The sequence below is a fragment of the Pseudomonas kielensis genome (assembly GCF_030505375.1).
Lineage (GTDB): Bacteria > Pseudomonadota > Gammaproteobacteria > Pseudomonadales > Pseudomonadaceae > Aquipseudomonas > Aquipseudomonas kielensis.
Genome location: NZ_CP130043.1, coordinates 3,377,153 through 3,390,062 on the forward strand (window position 1 = coordinate 3,377,153; position 12,910 = coordinate 3,390,062).

6 protein-coding genes are annotated in these 12,910 nt (G+C 63.0%); 2 read left to right on the plus strand and 4 right to left on the minus strand.

What is annotated here, in order from left to right; all coding sequences use genetic code 11:
* Position 1 precedes the first annotated feature (1 nt).
* Positions 2–2,314 carry a 5-methyltetrahydropteroyltriglutamate--homocysteine S-methyltransferase gene (gene metE, locus Q1W70_RS15815; RefSeq protein WP_166590045.1) on the plus strand — a complete coding sequence of 771 codons (2,313 nt, stop codon included), beginning with the start codon at positions 2–4 and terminating at the stop codon, positions 2,312–2,314.
* 42 nt (positions 2,315–2,356) lie between these two features.
* On the opposite strand, the gene Q1W70_RS15820 is transcribed toward metE, so the two are convergent.
* The gene (locus Q1W70_RS15820; protein ID WP_302097558.1) at positions 2,357–7,927 is read right to left on the minus strand and encodes a dermonecrotic toxin domain-containing protein; all 5,571 of its coding nucleotides are present in this window, start codon (positions 7,925–7,927) and stop codon (positions 2,357–2,359) included.
* 204 nt (positions 7,928–8,131) lie between these two features.
* On the opposite strand from Q1W70_RS15820, the gene Q1W70_RS15825 reads away from it, so the two are divergent.
* A complete protein-coding gene (locus Q1W70_RS15825; protein WP_166590043.1) occupies positions 8,132–9,166 on the plus strand; it encodes an alpha/beta fold hydrolase in 1,035 nt (344 codons plus the stop codon).
* 13 nt (positions 9,167–9,179) lie between these two features.
* Here Q1W70_RS15825 and Q1W70_RS15830 read toward each other — a convergent pair whose 3' ends face one another.
* The 3 genes from Q1W70_RS15830 to aauS are packed head-to-tail and all read right to left on the minus strand — an operon-like array spanning position 9,180 to position 12,761.
* On the minus strand, positions 9,180–9,509 hold the full coding sequence (locus tag Q1W70_RS15830) for a GlpM family protein (RefSeq protein WP_166590116.1): 330 nt from the start codon (positions 9,507–9,509) through the stop codon (positions 9,180–9,182).
* 25 nt (positions 9,510–9,534) lie between these two features.
* Complete coding sequence (gene aauR / locus Q1W70_RS15835; protein WP_244647819.1) at positions 9,535–10,815, minus strand: two-component response regulator AauR; 1,281 nt, start codon at positions 10,813–10,815, stop codon at positions 9,535–9,537.
* Positions 10,816–10,859: 44 nt separating this feature from the next.
* Complete coding sequence (gene aauS, locus Q1W70_RS15840) at positions 10,860–12,761, minus strand: two-component sensor histidine kinase AauS (protein ID WP_166590041.1); 1,902 nt, start codon at positions 12,759–12,761, stop codon at positions 10,860–10,862.
* Positions 12,762–12,910: the final 149 nt, after the last annotated feature.

Sequence of the window (12,910 nt, forward strand, 5' to 3'; positions counted from 1 at the left end):
CATGGCCTTGGCCCACACCCTCGGTTTTCCCCGCATCGGCGCTGATCGCGAACTGAAAAAAGCCCTCGAAGCCTATTGGAAGGGCGACCTTGATCAAGCGGCCCTGCAAGCGGTCGGCCGCGACCTGCGCGCCCGGCACTGGCAGTTGCAGAAAGAAGCCGGCATCGACCTGTTGCCGGTGGGCGACTTCGCCTGGTACGACCAGGTCCTGAGCCATTCGCTGACCTTCGGAGTGATTCCCCAACGCTTTGACAGCACCCGTGATGACCAGGGTCAACCGACCCTCGACAGCCTGTTCGCCATGGCCCGGGGTGCCACCGCCACCTGCTGCGGCGGTGAACATGCCCAGGCGCCCTATGCCCAGGAATTGACCAAGTGGTTCGACACCAACTACCACTACCTGGTCCCGGAATTCAGCGTCGACCAACAGTTCACGCTGAGCTGGGAACAACTGTTCGATGAAGTCGACGAAGCCCGCGCCCTTGGTCACACCGTCAAGCCGGTGATCATCGGCCCACTGACCTACCTGTGGCTGGGCAAGACCAAAGGCAATGACTTCGACAAGCTCGACCTGCTGGAACGCCTGCTGCCGGTGTACAACGAAATCCTCGGCCGCCTCGCTGCCCAAGGCGTGGAGTGGGTACAGATCGATGAGCCGATCCTGACCCTCGACCTGCCACAGGCCTGGAAGAGCGCCTTCGAACGCGCCTATCACATCCTGCAGTATTCGCCGCTGAAAAAACTCGTGGCCACCTACTTCAGCGGCCTGCAGGACAACCTCGGGCTGGCGGTCGGCCTGCCGGTCCAGGGCCTGCACATTGACGCGGTGCGTGCGCCCGACCAACTGCTGCACGTGCTCGATCGGCTGCCGACCTACAAGATTCTCTCGGTGGGCCTGGTCAACGGTCGCAACGTCTGGCGTTGTGAACTGGAGCCGGTACTGGCGCAACTGCAAGTGGCCCAGGAGCGCTTTGGCGACAACCTGTGGGTCAGCAGTTCGTGTTCATTGCTGCACAGCCCGGTGGACCTGGAACGCGAGGACCAGCTCGATCCGGAACTGAAAAGCTGGCTGGCCTTTGCTGTGCAGAAGTGCGGCGAGATTGCCGTGTTGCGCGATGCCCTGAACGACCCGCAGTCGCCCAAGGTGCAAGCGGCATTGGCGCAAAGCCGTGCGATCCAGGCCAGCCGCGCCCAGTCGCCACGCATTCACAAGGCCCAGGTGCAGGCGCGGGTCGAGGCCATCGGCGACAGTGACAGCCAGCGCCAGTCGGGCTTTGCCCAGCGCATCGAGCAGCAACGGGCACGCTTGCAGCTACCGGTCTTCCCGACCACCACCATCGGCTCGTTCCCCCAGACCGGGGCTATTCGCCTCGCTCGCCAGGCGTTCAAGCAGGGCAAGTTGTCGGCCAACGACTACACCGATGCCATGCACAGCGAAATCCGCCACGCCGTGCAGATCCAGGAGCGCCTCGGGTTGGATGTGCTGGTGCACGGTGAGGCAGAGCGCAACGACATGGTCGAGTACTTCGCCGAGCAGTTGGACGGCTATCTGTTCAGCCGCTTTGGCTGGGTGCAGAGCTACGGTTCGCGCTGTGTGAAACCGGCGATTATCTACGGCGACCTCAGTCGTCCGAAAGCCATGACCGTGGACTGGATCACCTATGCCCAAAGCCTGACCGACAAGGTCATGAAAGGCATGCTCACCGGTCCCGTGACCATGCTGATGTGGTCGTTCCCCCGGGAAGATGTGTCGCGCAAAGTCCAGGCGCAGCAGTTGGCGCTGGCCCTGCGCGATGAAGTGCTGGACCTCGAACGGGCCGGGATCAAGGTCATCCAGATCGATGAAGCGGCGTTTCGCGAGGGCCTGCCGTTGCGCCAGGCGCAGTGGCAGGAATACCTGGATTGGGCGGTGCAGGCATTTCGCTTGAGCGCGTCTGGGGTGCGCGATGAAACCCAGATTCACACCCACATGTGCTACAGCGAGTTCAATGACGTGATCAAGTCGATTGCGGCAATGGACGCCGACGTGATCACCATCGAAACCTCGCGTTCGGACATGCAGTTACTGGAAGCCTTCAAGGCCTTCGACTACCCGAACGATATCGGCCCTGGGGTGTACGACATCCACTCGCCACGAGTGCCGGACACCCAGGAGATGGTCAAGTTGCTGACCAAGGCGGTGCAGCGCATCCCGGCCGAGCGGCTGTGGGTCAATCCGGACTGCGGCCTCAAGACCCGGGCCTGGCCCGAGACGGAAGCCGCGTTGGTCAACATGGTGGCAGCAGCGCGCCAGTTGCGCAGTCAGTTGGCTTGATGCATGGCGGGAAGAGAGCGGGCGAACCCGCTCTCTTGTCGGTCAAAGGTTCTCGAAATGAATCAGCGCGACTGAGTGTTTAGCGATATCGGAGTAGGGAAGGTTGGGTGCGTCGGCATGGGTGGCAAACCGGTGCTCGGGTAATTTCAGGTGGGCTTTCTCGAATGCCCGCAAATCAGGGGTGGCCTTGGTGTAGTGGAAGTGGGCATACCACAGCACCTGGGACGGAGTTTGCGCCAGGTCGTGGATTTCGTATTCCTGCAAGTAGTCGATTCGACCATCCTTGCGTTTGCCCAGGTTTTTCATCGGGCTGGTTTTACGGATATCCACCGCGTTTTGGCGGGCCAGGTCATCGAGCATGCCATCGGTCGGGTTTTTGCTGCGCAAGGTCTGTTGGGTGCGCAGTTGCCTGCCCTGGGCGGTTAGCGCCGCGGCCTTGTCCCGCAGACGGCTTAAGATCGTGTTGTCTGGTGCCACTTGCTCGATATGCCGCGCACGCAGGAGCAGTTCGTTGGCTTCGCTGAGCATCATGTGCTCCAGGTCCACCGGTAGCATGTCTTGCGCTGCATAGGCCTGGACTTTGGCCTGGTAGCTCGCTTGCGATTCCAGCCGCTGCCGGGCATCGCTGATCAAGGCGTCCAGATTGTGTTGAGCGATGCGGGACGTTTGCGGCGGCGGGTTGAGCAGGCGAAACCGCTCATGGCTGCCTTGTTCCCATACTTCGGTGTATCCGCCCTTGCCCGTGAGGACGTATTGCCGCGTTTGGGTGGTCGGCTCCCAGCGCTCGGTGCCGATCAGCAACTGATTGTCTTCTGTGGTGAACACCTTTTTTTGCCGCTGCCCCGGGATGGCGGCGGATGTCGGTTGAGCGATGGCTTTGCGGGCACGCTCGGCCATTTTTTCGAGGCCCTCGATCAGCGGCGGCACGGCCTCCAGGTGAAAGTGCTGGGGATAGCTGGCGGTCCAGACGTTCATTTCGCGTCGGAATTGGGCATAGGCATCGATGCAGTCCTGCAGTATCTGATTGCGCTGCGCCTTGGTGGCGCTGGTTTCCGGCAGGCTGAATTGGCTGAACAGGGCGCGATCGACCCGGGTGCGCAGAGGGTTTGCCCGGGTCTGCAGATACAGCCAGGAGACTTCGCTGGCGGAGTCGAAGCGATTGATCACTTCCAGCAGGTGCCCCGTTTTCAGGTAGAGCCTGTTGGCGGCACTCAAGCGCTCGGTCAGCATCCTGGCGGTTGGAATCAGTTGGCTTTTCTGCGCGCTGACGGTCACGCGCTCAAGCCATAGATGGAAGTCCAGCAGTTGAGCGTCGATCGTGTCCAGTTCGCCAATGAACGCCAGGCGTATTGTTCTGATGGTCTCGAGCGCACGCAGGCGTTCGGTCAGCGCTTCGTCCGGCAGGGTGTCCAGGTGGCGAATGAGTTCATCGGTGCGATTGAGCAAGTCAACGGCTCTGTGATTGGAAATGTACAGGCGCTGCTGGAACCGATCAGCCAGTATCAGGGAGTCATTACTCTGTATCTCCAGGAGCGTGCGGCGCTTGTTGCCGTGCGTCAGGGGGAGTAACTCAACCAGCGTCTGGTAGTGCCGGGTGGCCATTTCAATGTCGACTGTGCAGGCGGCTTCGGCGACCTGCCTGAGTGCGGGACGATTGTCTGCGGTGCTGCTGTTGTACTGATCAAGTGCGGTGTTGGTCCGGGCGACCTGGGCATCCAGTTGCGGGGCCAGATCGTCGGCGGCCGCGGTCAAGGTGTGATGTCGACGAAACACCCGGTCGGTCCACCAGCGTGGCAATCGTTCGCGAATTGCCTCTGGCCAGATCGGATCGAGCCCGTCGGCCAGACGCCCCAGCACGGCACCGCCACCGAGCCCGCCACCTTCGAACGTCACGCCGTGGGCATGGTAGTAAGTGTCCCAGTGACCTGCCTCATTGAGGCCGATGGGTTGCTTATAGGTTTTGCGTCGCGTCCCGCTCAGGCGCCAGTTCCTGGAGTCCGTGCTCCACTCGATCTGGTAGATGCGCCCCTGGCGGACGATGAAATTACCGTCTGCGTGGCGGTAGACGTTGCGGTACATACCGTCGCTACCCGGTTGCAGGCTGGCCAGGCTGATCGGTTGTTCGTACTCATACCCGAGGAAACGCTCCACCGCCTGGCGGGCCGGACGCTGCAGCGGTGTATGCAACGCTGCGGGGTCTTTAACCAAGGCTTTGAGCTGGCGAATTCGCGTCAGCGCGCGAGCCCTGGGGGCGGCGCTGGAGCCGACACCCGCGGCGGGAAAGATGTCCATGGCGGCATCAATCAGTGATAACAGGACTGACTCCACTTCAGCCAGGCCTTGGCCGACATCCCCGCGCAAGAATGCCGCGACCGCCAGGTTGGCGGCGTCCCAGGCATCGTATAGCGCCAGGGCGCTACCGACGAAAGGCACCATCCCCACGGCCATTTTCAGGTAATTGAACATCGCGCCTGACTTCAGAGCGCAGAGTTCAAGGTACAAGGCATCGTTGCTGCGTGCCGTTGCTCGATGGGCTTCTATCAACCGCCCCATGTGGACATTGAGCAAATGGGCGGCCAGTGAAGTGCTGGCCGGCCAGGGCTGGCCCGTGCCAATCAGTGCGTCGAAATTGTTCAGCTGTGCCTGCTTGATGCGGCTGACATGGTGGGCGAAGTTGCCTGTCAGCGCGCGCCCCGCCAGATACTCGACCATGGGTTCCTGCACGCACACGTCGAACAGGCGTTGACGGGCCTGTTCCAGGCTCGGGAACTGGCGCAGGTACTCGCCGTCTGGGCTGTCGGGCAAATAGAGGAGCGTCAGGCCGCTGATCTGCTCCTCTATGAAGGTGACGCCCGACAAGGTGCTTGGGCCTTCAGAGGGCGTGTCCGCACCGCCAACGGTCAAGTGCGCCGGTATCAGTACGATTCTTTTGCCGCCGGGGGCATAGGCCTGCGCAGACGCCGCGTCGATTGCGATCTCAAGTACTTGCCGGCCGCCGGCATCGATGTGCCGTTGCAGCTGGGCGAACTCACCCTGCAGTTTGAGCATCAGGCGCCAGGGTTCGACCAGGCATTCTCGACGATGTTCGTTACTGAAGGCCGCTGCGTGCGGCAAGCCAATGAAGGTTTCGCGGATCAGTTGTTCGTACTTCGCGGCCAGGTCGAGCTCGGTCACGAGTGCGCGCAGATACTGGGGATTGATGCCGGTGCTCAGTGCCTTGCGGTCTGTTTCGTCATCCGCGCTGATCACGCAGCGCATGAGCGACAGCCGCCACCACAGGGGCTGATCAATGTTGCGCTGTGCCAGCTCGACGAGCGACAGCGGGCTGCGGCCGGGGCTGGCGACCAGGACACTCTCCTGGGGGGTACCCGGCGCGGCACCTTGTATGACGCGCTTCTGCCAGGTGGTTGAGTCGGGCAGGTCGAGCACCACCGCAAACCCGTGCTTGAGGTTGAAGTCCTTGCGCAGGCGCGTTTCGAGGTGTTTGTTGCTGAAGTCCGCGCGCGGTGGCAGGTCGCGCTCGAGTATTTCATGGGAGCGCTTCATGGCCGCGATGTAGGCCTGGATCAGGCGCTTGAGTTGCACGCGTTGATCGCCGGCAAGTGCCTTGAGCCACTGCGGCAGCGCCTGGGTCAGGGTATCGCTGCGATGTTGCTCGAGGTGTCGGGCGTAGGCCTGGTCCCGAGCCGCCGATACCGGCACCGTCAATGTGGCAAGCATCTGCTCACGCAGTTTCTCCAGCGCAAGTCTGCGTTGTGCGGCGTGGGCGGGCAGGGGGTTGTTTTGGATCAGTTCAATGACCTGCTGCTCACAGGCGTGGAGCTGATTGTCGAGCGCGTACTTGAAGGGGGCACGACTCAGTGCGGTCACGTGCAGTGCAAATACGCGCTCGCCCGAGCCAAGTTTGAACAGCTCCTGCTCCAGGGCTTGGCGAGAGGCGAAGCGTTGCAAGCCGCCAAAGTGCCCGGGCCAATACAGCAACTGGCCAGGGGGTGAAAGGCCGTCCTCGGCAGAGGGGTGAGTGATCAGCAGCACCTCTTCCAGCTCCCGGGTGTGAGGGGGGCTGTCTTGGGGTGTCTGCTCGCGACTCGATAGTGTCAATCGGGCAACCGTGACGTGCGGATGAGGACTCAGCCGATCCGGGTCATCCACGATGGCGGTGATCAGGTCATGCTCGGCAAGGCTGATCTGGCCCAGGCACCATTGAATCTCGGCCTCGGCGCGCAGGCCGCGCAGGCGCGCCTGGTAAAGGGCGGTGTAATGCGGGTTGGAAGGGTGGCGCAGTTCGAGCAAGTTCGAGGCATCACGGCTGTCCAGCAACGCCGAAGCGGCGTCACGGCTGGCCTGCTGCGCGGCGTTCAGTGCGTCGAGTGCCTGCTTGAGTTTTTGCAGTTGTGGATCATTGGGGTCTTGTGCAAAACGCTGCTCGATGGCGGCGCATTGCTGGGCCAGCGAATGCCGGCGCCTGCTCATGGGAATATCGGGGTTGAGCAGCCCAAATAGCGGGGCTTCATCGCTAGCAGTGTCCCCTTGAGTCGTGATCGCCAGCGCTGGCGGTGCGCTGAACAGCGGATCTGTACGATGCGTTTGCTCCAGTTGCTCGACGGTGTCCAGGGCGTAGGCTGCGTACTCGGCAATGTCGTCGTCACGGCCCTTGATGGCGCTGAGCATCTGCACCGTGAGTCGGTGCGCCAGCAACTGCGCGAGCCCTGCATTCAACGCTGTTTCTTGCAGGTTGTAGGTGATGCGGTTTTCAGCAGCGCTTTCGGATACGCCGAACACCTGCTGCTGATGTTCGATCAGCCAGTCTTCCATCTCCGAGCGCTGCCGGAAGCGCTTCACCGCGGGCTGCTGCTGCGGCAAATACAGCAGTTGAGTGGCCAGTTGCTGGGCCTCGCGGCTGATCACAAAGGCGCCGGGTAGCGGGACGACGCGGGTGTCGCTGCGCGTGAGGGTCAGTTGTTCGGTGCAGATGCGCTGGCCGGCAACCTCGAGTGCTGCGTCCGGCGGATTGAGGGCTGCCAGAAACCAAGCCAATTGCTCAGTGCTCAGGGCTCCCTGAGCAAACGCCAACTGGCCCGCCGCTTCAAAGTGCGAGCGGTACAGGCGGGCAGCCAGATCGCGCCTGGACAGCGGTGTGCCGGGCGCACGGGCGCTCCAGTAGTCGTTCCAGAGCGTGGTCAGCTCTGCCTTGAGGTCCAATGCCTTGAATTGCTCCAGCAGTTGCGCACTGGGTGTGGCAAAGAGTGGGTGATCGCGGTGGATACCGGTCAGTTGGCTGCCAGGGATCAGAGCGGTGTCCAGTTGCGGATGCTGCAGCATGAAGGCACAGGCCTCGCTCAGGCTGGACCTGCGAGTCGAGCGCTCTGCGGTGGCGTGAAACAGCAGGCCGGCCTGCTCACCCTCCAGGTTCCAGGTGCGCTTGAGCCATTGATTGATGGCCGCGCGTACGGTGGGCGTGCGATCCATGAGGCTGAGCATCTGCTCGTGGCTGTCGCGGCAACGGGACTCCGCCGTCAGGAACAGGTTTTCATCCAGGGGCGCAGTCAACACCCGTGAGGTGGGGAGGACTGAAGCGGGGACAGGGTTTTGGTCAATCAGTGTGTGGGGCATGGTGGCTTGGCTCTGGGGTGTTGAAGGTTGTTTCCATCAATGTCGCCACCATTGGAGGTGAGATGCCTTTGCCACCGGTATTGCATAGTTACTGCGCCGACCGCTCGGCGAGATTCATCAAACTGTCATGCAAGTGTGGCAGCGCGCTTCAACAAACTTCATCAGACTCGCGCTCTACTGGGGTTCTGCGTTTCGGTGTTTTTCATGCGTGTCTTGTATTTATCCGCGGTCATCTTTCTGGCCGCGTTGTGTATTGGCCCGGCGTCCTGGGCGGCGCCGCGCTGCGATGTCAATGTGGCAACCCAGCAGGCCGACCTGGCGCAAGTGAGCCTGGCCTACCAGAGCATCGGTCGTGCTTCCGATCCGGCACTGTTGCTGGTGATGGGCCTGGGCGGGCAATTGATCCACTGGCCGGACGAAGTGGTGGTAGCCCTCTGTGAGCAAGGCTTTCGGGTGATTCGCTACGACAATCGCGATGTCGGCCTGTCGACCTGGCGCCAGGCTCCCGCCAGCGCCAACCTGACTTTCGAGGCGTTGCGCTACAAGCTCGGCCTGCCGGTGTCGGCGCCTTATTCCCTGAGCGACATGGCGGACGATGGCCTGGGTTTGATGGATGCCCTGCACGTGGAGCAATTCCATGTGCTGGGGGCGAGCATGGGCGGGATGATCGCCCAGCACATGGCGGCCATGGCGCCGCAGCGGGTCGAGAGCCTGACGCTGATCATGAGCAGTTCCGGCGCGGCGGGCTTGCCGGCGCCCAACGCGGCGCTGGTGCAGTTGCTGGCCCGGCGCAGTGCGCCGAACCGTGAAGTGGCCCTGGAGCAACAGGCCGACTTGCTGGCCGCCCTGGGCAGCCCGCAGGTCACCGATGATCGCCAGGCGTTGCTGCAGCAGGCGGCGCAGTCCTATGACCGGGCGTTCAACCCTGAAGGGGTCAAGCGCCAGATCATGGCGATCCTTGCCGAGCCTAGCCGGGTGACGTTACTCAATCAGTTGCGGGTGCCGACCCTGGTGGTGCACGGCACGGCCGATCCGTTGCTGCCAGTGATGCATGGCATTCACCTGGCAGCGCATATCCAGGGCAGCCAGCTCAAGCTGATTCCAGGGCTGGCCCATCGATTCCAGGAGGCATTCAAGGCGCCGTTGCTGGCGGCGGTATTGCCCTACCTGCAGCAGCACCGCGAAGACACCTCGCATTGGGCGCAGATCGAGCCGGTGCGGGGGATGAATCTGCTTTGAGCGCTGCGCCGACTCAGGCGTGCAGACGTACCCAGACGCTGACCAGCACGGTGGCGGCCATCAGCCAGGCGACGGCGGCCACCGCCAGCGAGGCTTCCAGGCGCAGCCGGTCGACCATCAGGTACAGGGTCGCCAGGTACACGAAGTACGGAATGATCGACCACATGCCAAACACGATGGTGGTCTTCAGGTCGTCCAGGGAACGACCCTTGCCGACGATGTAGTGGGCGATCAGGGCGAAGGTCGGAAACAGGGGGACCAGGCCGGCGATGTAATAGTTTTTGGTCTTGGCCAGGGCGGCGAGTATCACCACCACCGCCGCGCCAAGGGCCGCTTTCAACAATAGATCCACGACTGTTCTCGCTGGGTTAGTGGCTCAGGCCGTACTTCTTGACCTTGTCGAACAGGGTGGTTTTGGCCATGCCCAATTCCAGGCTGGCCTGGGTCAGGTTGCCGCCGCTGCGTTGCAAGGCATCGCTCAAAAGGTTGCGCTCGAAGGCTTCCACCGCCTCGGAAAACCCCAGGCCCTGGGCGGCGCCACTGGCGCCGGATTTCTTGAACGCCGGCAGGCCGAGGGCAAAGCGTTCGGCGACGTTGCGCAGTTCACGCACGTTGCCCGGCCAGTCGTGGCTCATCAGGTGCGACAGGGTCTGGTTGTCCAGGTCCGGGACGGCGCGGTCGAAGCGCAGTGACGATTGCTGGAGGAAGTGCTCGAACAGTTGCAGGATGTCTTCGCGGCGTTCGCGCAGGGGCGGCAGCTCCAGGGTCACCACGTTGAGGCGGTAATACAGGTCGCTGCGAAACTGGCCGGCGCGGCCCAGTTCGTCGAGGTCGGACTTGGTGGCGGCAATCACCCGGCAGTCGACCGCCACGCTCTGGTTCGAGCCCAGGCGCTCCAGGGTGCGCTCCTGCAGGACCCGCAGCAGTTTGATCTGCAGGGGCAACGGCATGCTTTCCACTTCGTCGAGGAACAGGGTGCCGCCATTGGCATGTTCGATCTTGCCGATCCGCCGTTTGCCGGCACCGGTAAAGGCGTTCGCCTCATGCCCGAAGATTTCGCTTTCAAACAGGTTTTCCGGCAGGCCACCGCAGTTCAGCGCGACAAAGGGCTGCGCCTGGCGGCGACTGAAGTCGTGCAGGCAGCGGGCAACCAATTCCTTGCCGGTGCCGGTCTCGCCTTCGATCAGTACGTTGGCCGAGGTGTCGGCGACGTTGGCAATCAGTTCGCGCAAGTGCTGCATGGCGGGTGAGCGCCCGATGATCCGGCCTTCCAGGGAGTCGCGCTCGGCCAGTTGCCGGCGCAGGGAGCTGACTTCGCGGGCCAGGCTGCGCTGCTCCAGGGCACGCCGGGCGACGTCCACCAGGCGCTCGGGGGAGAAGGGCTTCTCCATGAAGTCGTAGGCGCCTTTTTGCATGGCGTCGACGGCCATCGAAATGTCGCCGTGCCCGGTGATCAGGACCACCGGCAAGCTGCGATCGCGCGCCTTGAGCCGGCCCAGCAGTTCCAGGCCATCGATGCCCGGCAGGCGGATGTCGCTGATGACGATCCCGGCAAAGTTGTCGCCCACCTGCGCCAGGGCTTCTTCAGCACTGCCAACGCCGGTGCAGGGGATGTCTTCCAGGGCCAGGGCCTGCTGGCAACCGAGCAGGACATGGGGATCGTCTTCGACGATCAGCACACTAAGATCGTTGTTCATATCGGCTCGACGGGCAGGGGGCTTACCAAGGGTAAGCTGAGGACAAATGCGGTACCACCGCTGGCCGGGTGCTCGACACCCAGGCTGCCACCGGTCGCGGCGGCCAGGCTCGCCGACAGGGTCAGGCCGAGGCCCAGGCCCTGTTCGCCGGGCTTGGTGGTAAAGAAGGGTTCGAACAAATGTTTGCGGGCCTCGGCGTCAATGCCGTGGCCGTTGTCGCGTACGTGCAGCCGGTACTTGCCGTCGACCGCCTCACCCTCGAGCCACAACTGGGGCGCAGCTTGCGCCTGCATGGCATCCAGGGCATTGCCGATCAGGTTGACCAGGATCTGCTCCAGGCGTGTCTGGTCGATCGACACTTGCTCGTCAGTGAACGCGCGGTGCAACTGCAGGCCGCTGTTTTCCAGGCGTGCGCCCAGCAGTTGCAGGGCCGCATCCACGGCTTTGCCCAGGCTGGCCTGGCCCTTGTCGTCGCCGCGCCGGGCAAAGGAGCGCAGGCTGGCCGTGATGCGGCCCATGCGGTCGATCAGCTCATTGATGGTTTTCAGGTTGGCACTGGCGGTGTCCAGTTGGCCGCGCTCGAGAAACCGCACGGTGTTGCCGGACAGGGTGCGCAACGCCGCCAGGGGCTGGTTCAGCTCATGGGCAATGCTGGTGGACATCTGGCCGATGGCGGCCAGTTTGCCGGCCTGCACCAGTTCATCCTGGGCGCGGCGCAGGGTGCCCTCGGCCAGGCGCCGTTCGCGGATCTGGCTCTTGAGGCGTTCGTTGCTGGCGCGCAGGTCGCTGGTGCGTTCGGTAATCCGACGCTCCAGTTGATTGTTGGCTTCCTGCAGGGCTTCGCGGGCCGCGAGGCGGGTGGCGATCACCTTGCGCCGCTCGTTCCAGGCGATCAGCAGGAACGCCACCAGGGCGAAGGCCACCGCCACCAGGATGCCTTGGTTGATCGCCTCGCGGCGCAGGTCCTGGAGCGGCGTCAGCAGGGTGAAATTCCACGGTGTGTCGCTCAGGGGGCGCGTCTGCGACAGGTAGCTGATGGCCTCGTCGTCGGAGACCACTTCGGCGTTGGCCGGGAAGGTCAGTTTCTCCACGCCTTCGGCCAGGCGCTCGCGGGCCAACGGTTCCAGTTCATTGAGCGGGAACCAGTAGTACTGCAGGCTGCGGGCCAGGCGCTCCTTGGTGTCGTCGCTCAGCGGACGCACGGCCTTGAGCCGTCGCGCCGGGTCGCTGGAGAGAATGATGATGCCGTTCTCATCGCTGACGAAGGCTTCCAGGCGGGCGCGCTGCCAGCGTTCTTCCAGGGCTTCCAGGCGCACCTTGACCACGGCGACGCCGATGATCTTGCCTTGTTCTTCGAGGCCGTGGGCCAGGTAGTAGCCGGGTTCGCCGTTGGTGCTGCCGATCCCGTAGAAACGCCCGGGTTGGCCGCGTACGGCATTCTGGAAATAGGCACGGAAGGACAGGTCTTCACCCAGGTAGCTGTCGACGTCGCGCCAGTTGCTGGTGGCCAGGACTCGACCGGTGGTGTCCATCACGTAGATGGCCCGACTGCGGCTGCGCCGGTTCAGGCCTTCAAGGTAATTGTTGACCGCTTGCCGGTGTTCCGGCGACGGCTCGGCCAGCAACTGCGAAACACTCGATTCGAGTTCCAGCAGGCTGGGCAGGTAGGTGTACTTGCTGATTTCGCTCTCTACCGCACGGGCGTGCAGCTCAAGCTGGCGTTGACCGTTTTCGCCAAGGCTGCGAATGCCGTAGTGCTCACTGGTCCAGAAACCGAGCAAACCCAATGCGAGCATCAGCAAGATGATCAGCGGCGGCAGGAACAGGTGGCGGATCAGACGAGGTTTCACGGCGAGTGATGGCGGTGCGGCGCGATAAAGAGTGGGGTCGCATTTCATCACAGATGCCTTGGGTCAACCACAACACAAATCTGCAAGCCACCGTCGACCCCTGTGGGAGCGAGCTTGCTCGCGATGACTTCATCACAATCAACGTTGATGTTGAATGTCAGTCCGCTATCGCGAGCACGCTCGCTCCCACCAGGGAT

What these genes read in the sequence shown, in the direction of transcription:
- metE (WP_166590045.1), top strand. Translation starts at nt 2, where the DNA reads ATGGCCTTGGCCCACACCCTCGGTTTTCCCCGCATCGGCGCTGATCGC.
- Q1W70_RS15820 (WP_302097558.1), bottom strand. Translation starts at nt 7,927, where the DNA reads ATGCCCCACACACTGATTGACCAAAACCCTGTCCCCGCTTCAGTCCTC.
- Q1W70_RS15825 (WP_166590043.1), top strand. Translation starts at nt 8,132, where the DNA reads ATGCGTGTCTTGTATTTATCCGCGGTCATCTTTCTGGCCGCGTTGTGT.
- aauS (WP_166590041.1), bottom strand. Translation starts at nt 12,761, where the DNA reads ATGAAATGCGACCCCACTCTTTATCGCGCCGCACCGCCATCACTCGCC.